Consider the following 16,809-nt stretch of genomic DNA (forward strand, 5'->3'; position numbering starts at 1 on the left):
TCCCTGCCGTCATCGCAATCCCCGCACGTCGACAAAGTGGCCGGCGATGCCTGCCGCCGCCGCCATCGCGGGCGACACCAGGTGGGTACGGCCGCCCTGCCCTTGCCGGCCTTCGAAGTTGCGGTTCGACGTAGACGCGCAGCGTTCGCCCGGCTCCAGGCGGTCCGCATTCATGGCCAGGCACATGGAGCAGCCCGGCTCGCGCCATTCGAAGCCGGCATCCTTGAAGATGCGGTCCAGTCCCTCGCGCTCGGCCAGGTCCTTGACGAGGCCGGAACCTGGCACCACCAGCGCCAGGGTGACGTTCGAGGCGCGGTACTTGCCGCGCACCACGGCGGCGGCCGCGCGCAAATCCTCGATGCGCGAATTGGTGCAGGAACCGATGAATACCTTGTCGATGCGGATGTCTTCGATGGCCGTGTTGGGCTTGAGGTTCATGTAAACCAGCGCCTTTTCCATCGCATCGCGCTTGACGCTGTCTTTTTCCAGGTCGGGGTCCGGCACGCGGCCATCGACGCCGATCACCATCTCGGGCGAGGTGCCCCAGGTCACCTGCGGCACGATTTCTGCCGCGTTGAGCGTGACGACCAGGTCGAAGCGGGCGCCAGGGTCCGAATGCAGGGTGCGCCAATAGGCCACGGCGCGCTCCCAGTGCGGACCGGCCGGGGAAAACGGACGGCCCTTGACGTAATTGATGGTGGTGTCATCCACGCCGATGATGCCGGCCCGTGCGCCCGCCTCGATGGCCATGTTGCACACCGTCATGCGGCCTTCCATCGACAGCGCGCGGATGGCCGAGCCGCCGAACTCGATACAGTAGCCCGTGCCGCCGGCCGTGCCGATCTTGCCGATGATGGCCAGCACGATATCCTTGGCCGTCACGCCGGCAGGCAAGGCGCCGTCGACTTGCACCAGCATGGATTTGGATTTCTTTTGCAGCAAGGTTTGCGTGGCCAGCACGTGTTCCACTTCGGACGTGCCGATGCCGTGCGCCAGCGCGCCGAAGGCGCCGTGCGTGGACGTGTGCGAGTCGCCGCAGACGACCGTCATGCCGGGCAGGGTCGCGCCCTGTTCGGGGCCGATCACGTGCACGATACCCTGGCGCTTGTCGTTCATGTTGAAGTAGGTCAAGCCATAATGCTTGGCGTTCTTGTCCAGCGTTTCCACCTGCAGGCGCGAGACCGGGTCGGCAATGCCATCGACGCGGCTGGTGGTGGGCACGTTATGGTCGGCCACGGCCAGGTTGGCGGAAATGCGCCACGGCTGGCGGCCCGCCACGCTGAGGCCATCGAAGGCTTGCGGGCTGGTGACTTCGTGCAGCAGGTGCCGGTCGATGTACAGAATTGTCGTGCCATCATCTTCGGCCCGAACAACGTGGGATTCCCAAAGTTTGTCGTAAAGCGTCTTCATCATGATTTATGCAGCGTTGCCACAGCCTGTTTAAGTGATCAAGTGATACCAGGTCATACGGTGATCCACAAGGATTATGCCATATATTGGGGAATACAGAACCGAAACAGGCAAAAGCGTGGGATTGGCGATACAAAGTTTGGCCGCATTGTTCGATATGAGCTGGAAATTGCCGATATCGGCTTATCAGCGCCATCACAAGCCCATCCGCACGCGGCTTGCCGAAGGACTGACGGCGGCGGCAGAAAGGCATGTTTTTTTCCTCAATCTTTCGTGTATTGTGTTTCGACAATAATGACCGGCGCACGCGCGCCACCACACTGGGACTTCGATGAAACTGAACTTGTTGGCACTAGCCGCCCTGACCCTGGCCGGCGCCCATGCGGCGGCCGCCACGCCGGGAGAAACATGCGTACAGGACTTGCGCGCCATTGCGCCCTTCCTGCTGGAAAATGACACGGGCGCGCGCCAGCACCTGGAACAAAAGGGACAGGCGTATTTCGACCTGGCGCTGGCCACGGCCACCACGGCGGCGGCCGGCGCGGCCGATGGCCAGGCCTGCGATGCGGTCCTGGAAAACTATGCGCGCATGTGGCGCAAGGGCCACCTGCATGTGAAGCCGGGCAGCGCGCTCGATATCGCCAAACCGGCGCCGGCACGGCCCGCCGCGCCGGGACAGGCGGCAGCATCGAAGGAACCGGCGCTGCGGATATTGTCGGACTCGACTTTGCTGCTGACCTTGCCCAGCTTTCACGGCAGCTACCGCGCCGCCATGGCCGCCCTGCTCGATACGCATCGCGCGGCACTGGCGGCGCGCCCCAACTGGATCCTCGACGTGCGCCGCAACGGCGGCGGCAGCGACAGCACGTATGCGCCGCTGCTATCCTGGATCAGTTCGGGAGAGATCGTCCGCATGGGCGCCGAATGGCTGTCCACGCCGGCCAATATCGCAGGCCAGGAAAACGTCTGCGCGCTGCTGGCGCCCGGCGACCAGGCATGCGCCGCCTTTGCGGCCCAGGCCGTGACGCAGATGCGCAGCGTCAAGCCGGGCCAATACGCGCCGCAGCACGGTAGCGGCACCATCAACTATGTGCGCGCGGACACGCCGGAACCGCGCCGGCCGGCGCGCGTGGCCGTGCTGGTCGACCGCGACTGCGCCAGCTCCTGCGAAGAATTCCTGCTGGCGGCGCGGCAAAGTTTTCATGTGAAATTAATCGGCCGCAACAGTTACGGTGCACTCGACTATTCCAACCTGCGCCTGCACGCCCTGCCATCGGGACAGCGCCACCTGCAATACGCCACCTCGCGCTCGGCCCGCTTGCCGCAGCTGCAGGTGGATCTCGATGGCATCATGCCCGATATCTACCTGCCGCCACCGAAGGACGAGGCGGAGCGCGCTCAGGAAGTGCTGCGCGTGCAGCGCTGGCTTGAAGGGGGAACTTTACGCCCCGGCGGCGTTTGATTACCCAATGAAAAAGCCCACTACGCATAGTGGGCTTTCAATGAATAAAGCAAATACTTACTTACGGAGCCTGACAAAACCGTAGCGAGCGGAAGGGAGAGGTGGCTAAGAAGCGCAACCGTACTCTAGTACGGTGAGCATCGCAGGCCGCCTATACCGACGCGCAGTAGGTTTGGTCAGGTGCTCTCATGCAGCCAAACGCACGCTCCCCCGGCACCCATCCATCAGGAACGACAGGCCGACAACCAGCACCAGCTCGCCCTCGGCCGAGCGGGCCGTACCCGTGATGCCTTCCACGGTGATGGCCGTCATCGGCTTGATCACCAGGTCGGCCGTGCCATCGACGGCTTCCACGGCCAGAATGTAAGGCTGTGGCGCGGCGACCACGATGCCGACGCGCTCGCTGCACGATTCGTAACCCAGGGAGCCGGCCAGCGACCGCACGGGCAATGGACGGCCCTGGTCTTTCAGCACAGGCGCGCCGCCCACTTCCATGAAGGTTTCCGGCAATTCGACGACGCGTTGCACCACCGCCATCGGCAGCGCCAGCGCGGCACCCGACGTTGACACCAGCATGGTCGGCACGATCGACAGTTCGATCGGCAGGCGGATGGCAAATTTCGTGCCCTTGCCCAGCGCCGACTCAATATGGATGGCGCCGCGGTTTTTCTCCACGGCCGTTTTCACCACGTCCATGCCCACGCCACGGCCGGAGACGCTGGACGCGACTTCCTTGGTCGAGAAGCCCGGCAGGAACACCAGCTGGAAGCATTCGTCGTTGCTCAATTGCGCGTTTTCGCTGATCAAACCCTTTTGCTGGGCCTTGCTGCGCAGGAAGGCCGGATCCATGCCCTTGCCGTCATCCTGCAGCACGATCATGACACTGTTGGCTTCCTGCCATGCCTTCAGTGAAATATACGATTTGGCAGGCTTGCCGGCAGCCAGGCGCGCTTCCGGCGATTCGACGCCATGGTCGAGCGAGTTGCGCAGCATGTGCACGAGCGGATCGTACAAGCTGTCGACCACCACGCGATCGACTTCCGTCTCCGCGCCCTCGATGGTCAGCTCGACATCCTTGCCCAGGTCTTTCGCCAGCTCGCGCACCAGGCGCGGGAATTTCTGGAACAGACGGCCCACGGGCTGCATGCGCGTGGCCAGGGTGGCCCGCTGCAGTTCCGTCGAGTAGCGCGAAGCGCGTTCCAGGGTTTCCGCCAGAGTCGCCATCAGGGTAGCGGCCTGGCCTTCGAATTTGAATTGCAGCAAGCGCTCAAGCAACACGGCAGCCTGGTTGGCGGCCTGCACGGATTCGCCGGCCACTTCCAGCAGGGCGTCGAGCTTGACGGCGTCGACGCGGATGCTGTCTTCCTTGACGGGCGCGGCATGGCGCACTTCCGGACGCTCTTCGCGTCGTTCGGCGCCATCCCAATTCTTGGCGGCCGGCTTGGCGGCAGCGGCAGCGGCCGGCGCGGCGGCCACGACGGCAGGGGCAGCGGCGACGGCGGACACCGGCGCGGCAGCGACGCGGCTGCCCTCGGGCACGACGGCGTTATACATGCCTTCCCAGTCCAGGCCATCGGCGCCGGCGGTGGAAACGGCGGCGGCGGGCGCGACCACGGCAACTTCTGCGACCTCGGCAACGACCACGGCCGCTTCCGCCACCACGGCGGCGGCCGGCGCAGGCGCGTCCATGCCCTTGCCTTCGATGGCGTTCGTCAGGATATGTTCCAGCTCTTCCGGCATGGCCGGCAAGCTTTCCGGCGCGGCGCCATTCGCCAGTTCCGTCAGCTGGTCGGCGACGAAACCGGACGCTTGCAGCGCCGCCTCGATGGCGATGGGGGTTACCGGCGCGGCGCCCGTGCGCAAGGCGTCAAACAGGTTTTCCGTCAGATGGCAGGCCGCCACCAGCGCGGGCAAGCCCATGAAGCCGGCACCGCCCTTGATGGTGTGGAAAGAACGAAACACGGCATTCAGTGTTTCCTTGTTGTCAGGATCACGCTCGAGGCGCAATAAGTGCTCTTCAACATTAACCGCAAGATCCATCGCCTCAACGACGAAATCCTTGAGCATATCGTCCATTAGAATCCCAAATCCGCAAGAAGGTCGTCTACATTATCCTGGTCCAGCGCCACCGACGGCACGGACGGGCCCTGCATCAGCGGCACCGGCTTTTGCGCCAGCTTTTCGCGCACCTCGGCCGGCGCGTTGTCGCGCAGCAGCTGAGCCAACTCGTGCTCCACCGTCTTGGTGATGTTGACCACTTTTTTGATCAGCTGGCCCGTGATGTCCTGGAAGTCCTGGGCCATCATGATTTCCAGCAAGCGTGCTTTTTCCGCTTCCGTTGCTTCGGCAACGGCTTGCGCGAACTGGCGTGAATCGCCGGCCAGGGCCTTGAATTCTTCCAGGCTCAGCTTGCCATCGAACAAGGCTGTCCAGCGGCTGTCCATGTCCTTGGCTTTCTTCGACAGCACGTCTTGCGCCGGCATGCCTTCGTCGAGCGTATTCAGGACCTTGTTGGCGGCCTGCTCCGTCAGGGTGGCGACATATTCCAGGCGGTCCTGGGCGTCGACGATCTGCGACGACGCTTCCGTCAATGCCTTGTCGTAGCCCAGTTCGCGCAGCGAGTCGTGCAGCAGGCGCACGATGCCGCCCAGGCGCTCGAACATCGGCTTGTCGGACTGGTCGACCGGATCGGCCGCTTCGCCAGGCGCGTCGGCGCCGGCCACGGGGGCCGCTTCCGCTGCGGCTGGCGCGGCAGCCACCGGCGCCGCTGCGGCTGCCGGTGCGGCGGCACTGGCCGACACGGAGTCGAACAGCGCGTCAAAATCGTCATCCGCGATCACGGCGGGAGCGGGCGCGGCGGCAGGCGCCGGCGTGGCTGCGGCCGCGCTTTGCGCGGATACTTCATCGAATAATGCATCGAAATCATCAGCGGCGTTGGTCATATCCCTGCTTCTCCATAATTTGTCAAAATTCCGCCTGAACTGTGCGTTTTACAGACTGATACCCACAATTTCTCGATTAAGATGATTTGAGGCAATACCGCTGCGATGGTGCGAGTGTAGCAGGGCGCCGCCCTGTTGGTAAATCTCAAAACGCGCTTCCCGGTGCAAAGCTGGCCCACAAGAGCTTTTCCGCCAGGAAATAAGTGTTCCTGCTGTTGTATTTTGAAATACTACCATTGGCGTGCGTGCAAGACCACGCGCCGCACAAGAAATCCTGCCCGCGGGCGCCTGCGCAACAGCGCCATATGGATATCGCTGGGACATCGTTGCACCTTAAACACGATCTTTCTGCCAATGTTGTCTATACTGAAGGTGCAGTAGTATTGACAATTATCAAGTCTTTACATGAATACAATGCTGCCGCCACGTCTACAATAAGAGGCGTTGCGCGCGCTGAGTCATCGCCAAAGGACCTGCCATGTATAAGAAAATTCTGATCGCCACGGACGGCTCCACCGTCTCCAACTTGACGGCCTGCGCCGGCGTTGCCTTTGCCGAACAGATGCACGCCGACATCCTTGCCGTGTACGTGGCACCCGAGTACCAGTACCCGGTGTATATCGAAATCATTCCGCCAAGCTATCCCAGCGAAGAGGAATACCGCATCGCCATGCGCAAGGCGGGCGCCGACCACTGGCAGCCCATCCTCGACGCGGCTGCCAAGCGGGGCCTGCAGGCGACGGGCTTGACGGCCTTTTCCGACAGCCCGGCCCTGAAAATCGTGGAAGTGGCGCAATTGCAGCAATGCGACCTGATCTTCATGGGCTCGCATGGCCGCAGCGGCTGGGGCCAGTTGCTGCTGGGTAGCGTCACCAACAAGGTGCTGTCGCACTCGAAATTGCCCGTGCTCGTGCATAGGCTGATCAAGGAACCCCCGGCAAAATAAGGGGTCACATGGCCACGGAGGCCGCCGTTGCCGGCACAGCAAGAAAAAGGCAAACGTGCGGCCACTTCAGTTAAAATGACAACATTTCTCGTTTCTTAACATTTGATTGTCCGGTAACGGACACAGCAGATTACACGCCACCAGATTGCCCGCCTATGATACGTATTGTGATTGCCGACGACCACACCATCATGCGTGAAGGATTAAAGCGCATCCTTGACGGCGCGCCGGATATCGACATCGTGGGTGAGGCCATCGACGGGTTTGAAGTCCTCAACCACGTGCGCCAGGGCGGCTTCGACCTGCTGCTGCTCGACCTGTCGATGCCGGGCCGCAGCGGCGTCGACCTGATCCGGCAAATCCGCAGCGAGGCGCCCAAGCTGTCCATCCTGATCCTCACCATGCACGAGGAAGAGCAATATGCGGTGCGCGCCATCCGCGCCGGCGCGCAAGGCTATCTGACCAAGGAAAGCGCGGGCACCCAGCTCGTGGGCGCCATCCACAAGGTGGCGTCGGGACGCCCCTACATCAGCGCCGAGGTGGCGGAGCAGCTCGTGCTCAACATCATGATGCCGAATGAAAGCTTGCTGCATAAACAGTTGTCGGACCGCGAGTTCGAAGTCTTTTCCCTGCTGGTGGCCGGCAAATCGATCACGGAAATTGCCAACAACCTGCATCTGAGCGTGAAGACGGTGAGTACGCACAAGACGCGCATCATGCAAAAGATGGGCATGAGTTCCCTATCGGAAATGGTCCAGTATGCCGTCGCGCACCGCCTGCTATCGCCCTTCAAGACGTGATCCTCCTGGCGCGCGCCCGCGCGCCAACTGTAGGAACAATCCTACCTCACCTACCGCAGCTCCTACTGCCATATTCAGCCACTGCTGATATTAATTGCATACGCTTGTTGGCATACTGAAACCAGTCATCAAGTTGCTGGAAAGTTATTTCATCACACAGCAAGTCTTCAGCGAATTGAGCATTACCTGCCTGGACGCGCGCCGCCGACCCTTGCCCGCCCGCCGCCCCGAGCACCCCGTCATTCAACTCTGAACTACCTGTCACCAGGAGATGAACATGCTGTCCACGCAAACGCCCGACACCCGCGCTGCCTCACCGTCGCTGGCCCCCTCCTCCCCGATGGAAGCGGGACGCCAGCGCCAGGGCCGGCTCTGGTCGAACCTGAAGGAGGTGTGCGACCTGCTGCATATCTCCAGCGCCTGCACCATCGCCGCTGACGAACTGCTGTTCCAGCACGTGCAATTCAAGACGGGCCAGCGCGTGCATACCATCGGCCAACCGTTCGACACCCTGTACATCGTCAATTCGGGCTTCCTGAAAACCGTGCTCATCGATGAATTCGGCAATGAGCAGGTACTCAGCTTCCCCATGAAGGGCGACATGCTGGGCGTCGACGGGATCCACTCGCGCCATTACTCCTCGGAAGCGGTGGCCCTGTCCGACTGCGACCTGATCCTGCTGCCGTTCAAGAAGCTGACGGCGCTGGGCAGGGTGCACCTGGAACTGGAAAACGTCATGTATGGCGTGATGAGCCGCGAACTCGTGCGCGAGCAAGCCATGATCGGCATGCTGGGCGCCCTCAGCGCCGAAGCCCGCGTGGCGCGCTTCCTCGTCTCGCTGGCCGACCGCTTCGCGCAGATGGGCTATTCGAGCAAGCTGTTCAACCTGCGCATGACGCGCCATGAAATCGGCAGCTACCTGGGCCTGACCCTGGAAACGGTCAGCCGCACCTTGTCCGCATTCAATGAAATTGGCCTCATCACGGTTGACCAGCGCACCATCGGCATCAAGGATCCGGACGCCCTGAAAACCCTGCGCCGCCTGCCGCCGTCGCGCTCGCGCGCCAAGCAGCTGGCCGCCGCCAAACTCAAGGCCGATACCACCGCGGCCGCCACCGCCTCGGCGCAATTGCTGGCCACCATTTAGCGCCATCCCGATTTCTTCAAGCTTGGCACAGGCTTGGCCCGGCCAAGGCGCGCAACGCCTTGCCGGGTCTTTTTTGCGGCCACTCCCCTTCCGCGCCGCGCCAGCGGCCACCTTTGCGCAGCAGCATCTTCCACGCTGCCATCTCGCCGCAAAAAAGCGCGGATTCCACACAAATAAGCCTTGCTTTTCGGGCCACATTCAACAATAATGCAAATACGAATCATTCTCAACTGAGATAAAGAAAGCCCAACATGCAAAGCTCAAAACCAGCCTTGATCCAGGATGCCGCTACCGCCCACGTCCGTCCTCCCGTCAGCATGGCCCAGCCGGCGCGCCGCATCACCAGCGAAGCGCTGCTGCAGCAGGGCCGCGAAGTGGAGATTGAGCACAGCGGCAAGATCTATCGCCTGCGCGTCACCCAGTTGAACAAGCTGATCCTGACTGCCTGAAGCAGCACGGCAGCCAGTCACCACACTCGCCAGCCAGTCGCGCTCCGTGCGCGCAGCCAGCCAAACCACCGCACAGGAGTGTTTGATGGCGAACGACCGACCTTCCACGACGTTTCCTTCCCCGCAAGGCCAACAGCCTGAATTGCTGCTGTCGGCCGTGCTGCATCTGATGTCGCACTACCATGCGGGCAGTCCCTGCGAGAAACTGGCCGGTGTCATCGAACGCCATCTGCAAGTGCTGTCGAATTCGCCCGGCCTGGGCCCCGTGCTGCAAGCGACGTGCCAGCAACTGTCGCAGCAGTGGGCCGCCGTGGTGGCGCTGCACCGGCCCGCGCCGCCGAAGACCACATTGCTCGAGCGCCTGGCACGCATGCTGAGCGCCAAGCGCCCTGCCTCGCCCCTGCCACAATAATTTCTCTTCAACACTGCCACCGCCCAACAGGATACCGCCATGTGTGACAAAGACCAGTCCTTGCCCGTCATCAGCAATTGTTCCAGCGACGGAGCCGAAACGGCCGCGCTCGCTTCGCGCCGCCGCCGGCTGTGGGAACTGTCGCATACCTGCCATTGTCCTCTGGTCGGCGTGGGCTTGCCATTGGGCTACCTGCGCAAGCTGGTGGGCAAGATGACGGGCGGGCGCGTGCTGGCAGACGACTACGAAGTGCACGTGGGCGCCGTGACGGAATGCGGCGCGCGCAACCGCCTGTCCGAAGCGCTGCAAAAGGAACTCGAACGCCGCTACGCTCCCGTCATCCTGCGCTTTCGCGGCGCCAAGACCACGGAGCAGGTAGCGCAACTGTGGCGCACGGCCGTCGCCAACGGCGACGTGTCGGGCGCCTTCTGGGCTGGCCTGACGCACCCGCGCTGCGATGCCGAGCTGGAAGAGCAGATGTGCAGAGACTTGCACATGATCCAGCACCAGGCCGGCGCCTGCGTGCGCGCCGACATGGGCAAATTTACGGCCTTGCAGGAAGAAAACGCGCGCCTGGCGCACGAACTGGCCAAGCTGCAACAGCGCAGCCAGGCCGCACTGATGGAAAAAACGGGCGAGCTGGAGCGCCAGGAAGCCATGCTGCTGCGCACGCGTGCCGAGGCCATCGGCAAGGATAGCGTGATCGATGGCTTGCGCGCGGAACTGGCGCAATTGCAGGCCGCCATCCCGGCGCTGGAATCGCGCACGCGCCTGGTCGAGCGCCTGGCGCAAATGGATGAGCGCGAAAAGGAATTGCGCCAGCAAATCGCGGAATTGAAACAGGCTCAGCCACGCCCAAGCGCGGCCGTGCCGCCACCGGCGCCGAAGCTGGAAGTACCGACCGGCGGCAAGCTGAAAATGCCGATCCGCCTGGTCGACCAAAGCGTGCTGTGCGTAGGTGGGCGCAGCGGCAATGTCGCCACCTACCGCGCCCTGATCGAGCGGGTCGGCGCACAGTTCGCCCACCACGACGGCGGCCTGGAAGACAATGCCAACCTGCTCGATTCGAGCCTGGCAGCGGCCGACCTGGTGATTTGCCAGACGGGCTGCATCAGCCACAGCGCCTACTGGCGCGTCAAGGATTATTGCAAGCGCACGGGCAAGCGCTGCGTCTTCATCGACAACCCCAGCATTTCCAGCCTGGCGCGCGGCTTGCAGGAAGTCAGTGGCGAGATGGAGCCAGCCGCACTGGACGCCTCCGACTAAAACCTAGGCCTGCAACTCGCGCGCGATGGCTTCGCGCAAGAGCGCATCATCTACCGTGGTGTCGGGCGCAAAACGCCCCACCACCTTGCCGTCCTTGCTGATCAAAAACTTCTCGAAATTCCACAGCACGTCGCTCGGCTGCTCCTGCGTGATGCCGTAACCGGCCAGCTTGGCGCGGAAATCGCTGCCCGGCTTTTCCTGCGCCCGCGGCTGCTCTTGCACCAGGCGCTGGTACAGCGGATGCTGGCCCGGCCCCTTGACGACGATTTTCTCAAACATGGGAAATTGCACGCCAAACGTGCCACGGCAAAAGTCCGCGATCTCGGCATTGGTGCCCGGCTCCTGCGCACCGAATTCATTGGCGGGAAAACCGGCCACCACCAGGCCCTCGGCCTGCTTGTCGGCGTAGAGTTTTTCCAGTCCTTCGTACTGCGGCGTCAAGCCGCAGGCGGAGGCCACATTGACCACCAGCACGACCTTGCCGCGATAAGCGTCCAGGCTGGTGGGTTCGCCATTGATGCGGCGCAAGGGAATGTCGTAAATGCTGTCGCTCATGATGTGTCTCCTCGGATGAAACAATCATGATAGCCGTGTGTGCGCGAACGCGCTGGCGGCGTCAAAAACTCAATACACGTCGCGCCGGTAGCGCCCTTCGGCCGCCAGCGCGTCGAGCGCGGGCCGGCCCAGCATTTCCTGCAGGGCCTGGTCGACGCCGCCCGCCATGCCAGCCAGGCTGCCGCAAACGTAGATGGCGGCACCCTGCTCCAGCCACAGTTTCACCTCGTCGGCATTGCCGCGCAGGCGGTCCTGCACGTAGGTCCGCTCCGCCTGGTCGCGCGAAAACGCCAGATCCAGGCGCGGCAAGTCGCCGCTGGCGTGCCACTGTTCAATTTCATCGCGATAATGGAAATCGTGGGCCAGGTTGCGCTCGCCAAAGATCAGCCAGTTGCGCCGCTGCCCCGCCATCACGCGGCTCTTCAGGTGGCCGCGCAAGCCGGCGATGCCGCTGCCGTTGCCGATCAGAATTAATGGCCGCCGGGCATTGTCTTCCAGGCGGAAGCGTTTGTGCTGGCGCAGGCGCAACTGCACCACGTCGCCGACCTTGGCCTGCGCCGTGAGCCAGCCCGAGGCCAGGCCCAGGCTGCCATCGGGATGCGCATGCTGGCGCACCAGCAAGTGCACGCTGCCATCATGCGGAATCGAAGCGATCGAGTATTCGCGCGGCTGCGACGGGTCGGCCGGGGCGGTCACCTGCACCAGGTCGCCCGATTGCCAGTCAGGCAAGCTGCCCGCCACCGGCGCCAGTTCCACGTGGTAGATGGCGCCGCCGGCGCTGCCAGGGTTGAGGTGACGCCGCTGCGTCAAACGCCAGTCGCCGAAGGCGGGCGCGCTCCAGTCGGGCGCGTCGCTGGTGCCGGCCAGGTGGCTCAGGTGCTGGAACCATTGCTCGATGGCGGCGCTGGCACTGCGGTCGACTTCGATGCGCTCGAACAGGCGCAACCCGCCCTGCGCCGCCAGCCAGGCATCGAGCGCGCGGCCGAAGCCGCAATAATGGCCATAGCTGCGGTCGCCCAGGGCCAGCACGGCGTAATGCAATTGCGGCAGCGCCAGCTCGCCCGTCATCAGGCGGCCCATGAAGGCGGCCGCATTGTCAGGAGCGTCGCCTTCGCCATACGTGCTGACCAAAAACAGGGCCCGCTCGGCTTGTTGCAGATCAATGGCCGTGAGGTCGGCCAGCGCACACAGGCGCACGGGGATGCCGGCCAGTTGCAGGCTCTGCGCCGTTTGCGTGGCCAGTTCCTCGGCATTGCCCGTCTGGCTCGCATACGCCACCAGCCAGGCAGGATTGTTGGCCAGCGCCGCCCTGGCGGCATCGGACGCGCGGCGCTTGGCGCGCGCGCGCAGCCAGGGCGCCAGGCACACGCCCGCATAACTGAGGGACAGGGCCGCCAGCAAGGCCAGCCGCGTCGTATCGTGCGTAAAAATCATGAAATCAATCGTTCATTCGTCGAGCATGGCCAGCATGTGGCTGCTCAGCGTTTCGTGGTAGCCCTCGCCGTCGCGCTGCAGGAAGCGCGCGGCCAGGCCCTGCTCTTCGGCCAGCGCCATGCCGGCTTCCGGCCCCAGCACGGTCAGGGCCGTCGACCAGGCATCGGCCGCCATGCATTCGGCATGCACGACGGTGACGGAAGCGAGTTGGTTGGCGATCGGCATGCCGCTGCGCGGATCGATGGTGTGTGAGAAGCGAACTGTGCCGTCCTGGAAGAAACGCCGGTAGTCGCCCGAGGTCGCCACGGACAAGCCGTGCAGCGCCAGCAGCATTTCCGCCGGATGCTGTGCATTATCGGCACTATCGGCGGCGCCATCGGCCTGCTCCAGCATGACCCACCACGGCTGGCCATCGGGCTTGCTGCCGGCGCCGCGCAGCTCGCCACCCACTTCCACCAGGTAATGGTGGATGCCTTGGCTTTCCAGGTAGCGGGCCAGGCGGTCCACACCGTAACCCTTGGCCACGGCGGACAAATCGAGCTGCAAGCCGCCCGGCTGGCGCGCGCGGCGGGCCGGCAAGTCCAGCTCCAGGCGACGGCGCTGGCGCTGCGCCAGCAGCAGCGCCACGGTATCGTCTTTTGGCGGCAGGAAGCCAGGCTCGTCATAACGGTTGCGGGGGCCGAAGCCCCACAGGTTGACGAGCGCGCCCGCACACGGGTCGTACGCGCCGCCGGACGCTTGCGACACGTGCATGGCAAAGCCCAGCACCTCGCAAAACGCGGCGGGCAGGCTGTGCCAGCTGCCAGGCTCGGCCCGGTTGAAGCGGCCCAGGTCGGACTCGTCGCTCCAGTGGCTCATTTGCGCTACAACAAGATCCAGCTGCTGTTGCAAGCCCTGCTGCAAGTCGGCGCTGCCCGCGCGTCCCGGCATGGCGGACTCGAGCAAGCGCACCGACCAGCTGGTGCCCATCGACAGGCCGCGCAAGTCCCGGAGCGCGGCGCCGGGCGGCGCGACCTGATCGGAAATATGCTGCGGCAGCAGGACCCGGCGCATCGGCGCTCTCGCTCGCGAAGATGCCGCCGCTTACTGCGGCAACACTTCCACGGTGGCCGCGTACGTCATGCGGCGCTCGGGCATGGCTGGCGGCTGGCCGGCCACGGCCGGTGCGGCCGCTGGCCAGGTGCTGCTCAGGTAGTACATGCCGGCCGCCGGGACCGTAAACGTGATTTCGCCCTTGGCGTCCGTGCTCTGGCGGATTTCACCGAGCACGCCACGGTAGCGCACGCCGCCTGGCACCAGGCTGAAGGCCTGGTTCGCCGCCGGCTTGCCGTCGACCAGGAAGCGCCAGGTGGCTTTCTCGCCGGCGCGCAAGTCGTTCGGGTGCGTCACCGGCACGAATTCCAGGCCCACGCCTGTCGGCTTGAACACTTCCGTGCTGGTTTCGCCATTGCTGAAGAAGGTTTCCAGGCGCGCTGCCGTGCGCGTGATTTTCAGTTCTTGCGCGTCAGCCGGCACTTCCTTCTTGAACGTTTCCTCGTTGCCACGGAAACGCTTCTGCTCGCCATTGAGCTTGTAGCTGCCCATCACATTTTGCGACACGATGGCCGCTTTATACGTGCCAGGCTTTTCCATTTTCACATCGAAGACGCTGCGCAAACGGCCCGTGACCGTGTTCGCCGGCGTGACTTTGGCGCCGTCCGGACCGGTGACTTGCAGCGCGTCCAGGCGCAGCGGCTGGTGGTCGATCTCGAACAGGCCGTCGGAGACGGCTGCGTCCACCGTCACCCAGGCGTCCTTGCTTTCCACCATCGTGCTCGATGGCACCATCCAGCCGCGGTGGGCGTGGGCGTTCATGGCCAGGCCGGCCAGGGCCAGGGCGATCAGGGATTGGTTGAATCGATTGAACATGATGTGCGCCTTATGGTTTGAGTTGGACGACGACATTGCCGAGTTCTTCCTTGCCTTTGGCAGGCACGGACTGGGCCGACTTCAGCGGCCACTGGAACGGTACGCGCACCAGCTCGCGTCCACCCGCTTCACGCGCCGCTTCCACCACCACCTGGTATTCGCCGGCCGGCAGCTTGTCGAGCAAGGCCTTGGCACCGGGGAAAGTCAGGGTATGTTCGCCCGGCGCACGCGTGGCGCCGCTGACGCCGTCAACGGGCATGGCCAGGTCGCGGCCACTCTTGCGCCACCATTGACGCATGTCCTTCAGCCATTTTTCGCCGGCCTTGTCCTTCTTTTTCACGTCATACAGCACCGTCAGATTGCCGACGACCTTTTGATCGGCCGTTTCCAGCCATGCCGCCACGTAGGGACGGTGGTACTCCGCCACGTTCAGTTGCGGGATTTCAATCTTGAGGGCCAGGTCGGCCGCCATCGCCGAAGTGCCGATCAGGGGAAGGCCAAGCGCCAGGGAGTAGCGTAATTTCATGGTGTGCCTGTAAAAAGGAAAAATAAAAACGATCAGTGAATAAACAGCAAGGCGATCGCGCAAGGTATCAAGATACCGAGACCAACCATCGGCCAGGTAAATGGCCGGTTGGCCGCGTGGAACTTCAAAATCAATAGCCCCGTCAGGCAAAACACGATGCAGGCGCCGGCAAAGATGTCGATGAACCAGCTCCAGGCCACGCCCGTGTTGCGGCCCTTGTGGACATCGTTGAGCCAGGATACCCAGCCCCGGTCCGTCAATTCATATTCGGCGGCCCCGTCTTCCAGGCCGATGCGCACCCAGGCATCGCCGCCCGCCTTGGGCAGCGGCAGATACACTTCGTCGAGCGACCATTCGGCGGGACGGCCGCCCGCATTGAGCGACCATTGCTGCTTGAGCCAGTCTTCGGCGGCGGCCGGCATGGGCGCATTGGCGCCATCATGCTTGGCGGCATACGCGGCCAGTTCCGTGACGAGGGGTGCCGGCAACGCCGCCTTCTGGCGCGTGATCGCCGGCTTGGATTCGATCTGGCCAGCGTGGTTCAGGGTGATGCCGGTGATGGCGAACAAAAACATGCCCAGCAGGCAAAGCGCTGAGCTGATCCAGTGCCATTGATGCAAGTTCTTCAGCCAGACGGCGCGGCTGGCGTTGTTCTTGGCCTTGTCTGCGGCGCCCGCATTACCCATAGCCCGCTCCCGGCAAGGAGCGTGCCAGGTGGCGCGACAAGTCAGTGTGCTTCATTCCCATCCTTCAATCAAAGTTCATGCCGACATTTTCAAACAAATGATAATGATTATCATTTATTAAGTCAATACATGGGGCGCCCCGCCGGGCCAGCGTTTTGTAACAGCTTTGAAACATGCACAACACGACAGGGCCATGCGCGCCGCTACGTAAGCTGCCGTACAGAGCCGCGAGCCATGCCCGCCTATGCTGTTGTTCAGGACAATCAAACAGGAGCACAACATGCAAGCGTATTCCAGCGAACAACTGGCCAGCATCGCGGCCAAGATCAAGGATGTCAAATTCGGCATGCTGACCACCAGCGACGACATGCGCACCCTCACCAGCCGGCCGCTGACGCAGCAGCAGGTCGACAAGGAAGGGCAAATCTGGTTCTTTGTCTCGGATGAGGCCGCCTACACGCGCGACTTGCTGAACAATCCACAAGTCAATGTCAGCTTTGTCGACACGGGCGACAGCCTGTATGTATCCGTCTGCGGCCACGCGCAGCTGTTGAAGGACCGCGCCAAGGCGGAGGAATTGTGGAACCCTCTGGTCAAAGCCTGGTTCCCGGGCGGACTCGACGATCCGAAGCTGTCGCTGATCAAGGTGACGATCCAGTCGGCAGAATACTGGGATAGCAGCGCCAGCAAGATGATGCAATTCTATGAAATGGCCAAGGCCGCCATTACGGGCGAGCCGCCGAAGGACTTGGGCGAACACGGCAGGGTCGATCTGTAGCCGAGTCGCCAATGTTACCCGCGCCGGCAAGCAGCCGGCGTTACTCCCCGTATGGAGGAATGGCCAGCCGGCGTGCGCGAACACGTCC

At 63.3% G+C, this 16,809-nt stretch carries 17 protein-coding genes; 8 read left to right on the forward strand and 9 right to left on the reverse strand.

The genetic code is table 11. The features are described from left to right. Positions 1-9: 9 nt before the first annotated feature. Positions 10-1,413, reverse strand: coding sequence for a 3-isopropylmalate dehydratase large subunit (gene leuC, locus CSQ91_RS13895; protein ID WP_099388746.1), 1,404 nt, complete (start codon positions 1,411-1,413; stop codon positions 10-12). 328 nt (positions 1,414-1,741) lie between these two features. On the opposite strand from leuC, the gene CSQ91_RS13900 reads away from it, so the two are divergent. After that, positions 1,742-2,872 carry a S41 family peptidase gene (locus CSQ91_RS13900; RefSeq protein WP_099388747.1) on the forward strand — a complete coding sequence of 377 codons (1,131 nt, stop codon included), beginning with the start codon at positions 1,742-1,744 and terminating at the stop codon, positions 2,870-2,872. 186 nt (positions 2,873-3,058) lie between these two features. Here the strand turns inward: CSQ91_RS13900 and CSQ91_RS13905 are convergent, their stop codons facing one another. Together CSQ91_RS13905 and CSQ91_RS13910 are read right to left on the reverse strand one after the other, a co-directional pair. Continuing rightward, positions 3,059-4,948, reverse strand: coding sequence for a chemotaxis protein CheA (locus tag CSQ91_RS13905; RefSeq protein WP_099388748.1), 1,890 nt, complete (start codon positions 4,946-4,948; stop codon positions 3,059-3,061). After that, positions 4,948-5,814: a protein phosphatase CheZ gene (locus CSQ91_RS13910; protein ID WP_099388749.1), complete on the reverse strand. Its 867-nt coding sequence runs from the start codon at positions 5,812-5,814 to the stop codon at positions 4,948-4,950. The genes CSQ91_RS13905 and CSQ91_RS13910 overlap by 1 nt, the downstream gene beginning before the upstream one ends. Positions 5,815-6,292: 478 nt before the next feature. Between CSQ91_RS13910 and CSQ91_RS13915 the strand changes: the two genes are divergently transcribed. The 6 genes from CSQ91_RS13915 (at position 6,293) to CSQ91_RS13940 (ending at position 10,834) form a co-directional block, all read left to right on the forward strand. Next, positions 6,293-6,760, forward strand: a complete 468-nt coding sequence (locus CSQ91_RS13915; protein WP_070260284.1) for a universal stress protein — start codon at positions 6,293-6,295, stop codon at positions 6,758-6,760. A gap of 155 nt (positions 6,761-6,915) precedes the next feature. After that, positions 6,916-7,560: a response regulator gene (locus CSQ91_RS13920; RefSeq protein WP_034783426.1), complete on the forward strand. Its 645-nt coding sequence runs from the start codon at positions 6,916-6,918 to the stop codon at positions 7,558-7,560. Between the two features lie 340 nt (positions 7,561-7,900). After that, on the forward strand, positions 7,901-8,707 hold the full coding sequence (locus tag CSQ91_RS13925; RefSeq protein ID WP_034783488.1) for a Crp/Fnr family transcriptional regulator: 807 nt from the start codon (positions 7,901-7,903) through the stop codon (positions 8,705-8,707). A gap of 251 nt (positions 8,708-8,958) precedes the next feature. After that, on the forward strand, positions 8,959-9,156 hold the full coding sequence (hemP, locus tag CSQ91_RS13930; RefSeq protein ID WP_034750559.1) for a hemin uptake protein HemP: 198 nt from the start codon (positions 8,959-8,961) through the stop codon (positions 9,154-9,156). An 85-nt stretch (positions 9,157-9,241) separates the two neighbouring features. Continuing rightward, positions 9,242-9,568: a hypothetical protein gene (locus CSQ91_RS13935; protein ID WP_099388750.1), complete on the forward strand. Its 327-nt coding sequence runs from the start codon at positions 9,242-9,244 to the stop codon at positions 9,566-9,568. Positions 9,569-9,607: 39 nt separating this feature from the next. Further along, positions 9,608-10,834, forward strand: a complete 1,227-nt coding sequence (locus CSQ91_RS13940) for a DUF2325 domain-containing protein (protein WP_099388751.1) — start codon at positions 9,608-9,610, stop codon at positions 10,832-10,834. 3 nt (positions 10,835-10,837) lie between these two features. Here CSQ91_RS13940 and CSQ91_RS13945 read toward each other — a convergent pair whose 3' ends face one another. From CSQ91_RS13945 to CSQ91_RS13970, 6 genes are all read right to left on the reverse strand, one after another. Next, positions 10,838-11,389 carry a glutathione peroxidase gene (locus CSQ91_RS13945; protein ID WP_099388752.1) on the reverse strand — a complete coding sequence of 184 codons (552 nt, stop codon included), beginning with the start codon at positions 11,387-11,389 and terminating at the stop codon, positions 10,838-10,840. A gap of 69 nt (positions 11,390-11,458) precedes the next feature. Continuing rightward, positions 11,459-12,823 (reverse strand): sulfite reductase subunit alpha, encoded by a 1,365-nt coding sequence (locus CSQ91_RS13950; RefSeq protein WP_099388753.1) that lies wholly within the window; start codon positions 12,821-12,823, stop codon positions 11,459-11,461. A gap of 12 nt (positions 12,824-12,835) precedes the next feature. After that, the gene (locus CSQ91_RS13955) at positions 12,836-13,876 is read right to left on the reverse strand and encodes an FAD:protein FMN transferase (RefSeq protein WP_099388754.1); all 1,041 of its coding nucleotides are present in this window, start codon (positions 13,874-13,876) and stop codon (positions 12,836-12,838) included. Between the two features lie 30 nt (positions 13,877-13,906). Further along, positions 13,907-14,731, reverse strand: a complete 825-nt coding sequence (locus CSQ91_RS13960; protein WP_034783418.1) for a DUF4198 domain-containing protein — start codon at positions 14,729-14,731, stop codon at positions 13,907-13,909. 10 nt (positions 14,732-14,741) lie between these two features. After that, complete coding sequence (locus CSQ91_RS13965; RefSeq protein WP_034783417.1) at positions 14,742-15,257, reverse strand: DUF2271 domain-containing protein; 516 nt, start codon at positions 15,255-15,257, stop codon at positions 14,742-14,744. A 32-nt stretch (positions 15,258-15,289) separates the two neighbouring features. Next, positions 15,290-15,943 (reverse strand): PepSY-associated TM helix domain-containing protein, encoded by a 654-nt coding sequence (locus CSQ91_RS13970; protein ID WP_070281139.1) that lies wholly within the window; start codon positions 15,941-15,943, stop codon positions 15,290-15,292. Positions 15,944-16,223: 280 nt separating this feature from the next. On the opposite strand from CSQ91_RS13970, the gene CSQ91_RS13975 reads away from it, so the two are divergent. Then, entirely contained in the window at positions 16,224-16,721 is a 498-nt protein-coding gene (locus CSQ91_RS13975; protein ID WP_070260468.1) for a pyridoxamine 5'-phosphate oxidase family protein, read from the forward strand. The last annotated feature ends 88 nt before the right edge of the window (positions 16,722-16,809 follow it).

The organism is Janthinobacterium sp. BJB301, from assembly GCF_002735685.1.
GTDB classification, from domain to species: Bacteria; Pseudomonadota; Gammaproteobacteria; order Burkholderiales; family Burkholderiaceae_D; genus Janthinobacterium; species Janthinobacterium lividum.

What these genes read in the sequence shown, in the direction of transcription:
- leuC (WP_099388746.1), bottom strand. Translation starts at nt 1,413, where the DNA reads ATGATGAAGACGCTTTACGACAAACTTTGGGAATCCCACGTTGTTCGG.
- CSQ91_RS13900 (WP_099388747.1), top strand. Translation starts at nt 1,742, where the DNA reads ATGAAACTGAACTTGTTGGCACTAGCCGCCCTGACCCTGGCCGGCGCC.
- CSQ91_RS13905 (WP_099388748.1), bottom strand. Translation starts at nt 4,948, where the DNA reads ATGGACGATATGCTCAAGGATTTCGTCGTTGAGGCGATGGATCTTGCG.
- CSQ91_RS13910 (WP_099388749.1), bottom strand. Translation starts at nt 5,814, where the DNA reads ATGACCAACGCCGCTGATGATTTCGATGCATTATTCGATGAAGTATCC.
- CSQ91_RS13915 (WP_070260284.1), top strand. Translation starts at nt 6,293, where the DNA reads ATGTATAAGAAAATTCTGATCGCCACGGACGGCTCCACCGTCTCCAAC.
- CSQ91_RS13920 (WP_034783426.1), top strand. Translation starts at nt 6,916, where the DNA reads ATGATACGTATTGTGATTGCCGACGACCACACCATCATGCGTGAAGGA.
- CSQ91_RS13925 (WP_034783488.1), top strand. Translation starts at nt 7,901, where the DNA reads ATGGAAGCGGGACGCCAGCGCCAGGGCCGGCTCTGGTCGAACCTGAAG.
- hemP (WP_034750559.1), top strand. Translation starts at nt 8,959, where the DNA reads ATGCAAAGCTCAAAACCAGCCTTGATCCAGGATGCCGCTACCGCCCAC.
- CSQ91_RS13935 (WP_099388750.1), top strand. Translation starts at nt 9,242, where the DNA reads ATGGCGAACGACCGACCTTCCACGACGTTTCCTTCCCCGCAAGGCCAA.
- CSQ91_RS13940 (WP_099388751.1), top strand. Translation starts at nt 9,608, where the DNA reads ATGTGTGACAAAGACCAGTCCTTGCCCGTCATCAGCAATTGTTCCAGC.
- CSQ91_RS13945 (WP_099388752.1), bottom strand. Translation starts at nt 11,389, where the DNA reads ATGAGCGACAGCATTTACGACATTCCCTTGCGCCGCATCAATGGCGAA.
- CSQ91_RS13950 (WP_099388753.1), bottom strand. Translation starts at nt 12,823, where the DNA reads ATGATTTTTACGCACGATACGACGCGGCTGGCCTTGCTGGCGGCCCTG.
- CSQ91_RS13955 (WP_099388754.1), bottom strand. Translation starts at nt 13,876, where the DNA reads ATGCGCCGGGTCCTGCTGCCGCAGCATATTTCCGATCAGGTCGCGCCG.
- CSQ91_RS13960 (WP_034783418.1), bottom strand. Translation starts at nt 14,731, where the DNA reads ATGTTCAATCGATTCAACCAATCCCTGATCGCCCTGGCCCTGGCCGGC.
- CSQ91_RS13965 (WP_034783417.1), bottom strand. Translation starts at nt 15,257, where the DNA reads ATGAAATTACGCTACTCCCTGGCGCTTGGCCTTCCCCTGATCGGCACT.
- CSQ91_RS13970 (WP_070281139.1), bottom strand. Translation starts at nt 15,943, where the DNA reads ATGGGTAATGCGGGCGCCGCAGACAAGGCCAAGAACAACGCCAGCCGC.
- CSQ91_RS13975 (WP_070260468.1), top strand. Translation starts at nt 16,224, where the DNA reads ATGCAAGCGTATTCCAGCGAACAACTGGCCAGCATCGCGGCCAAGATC.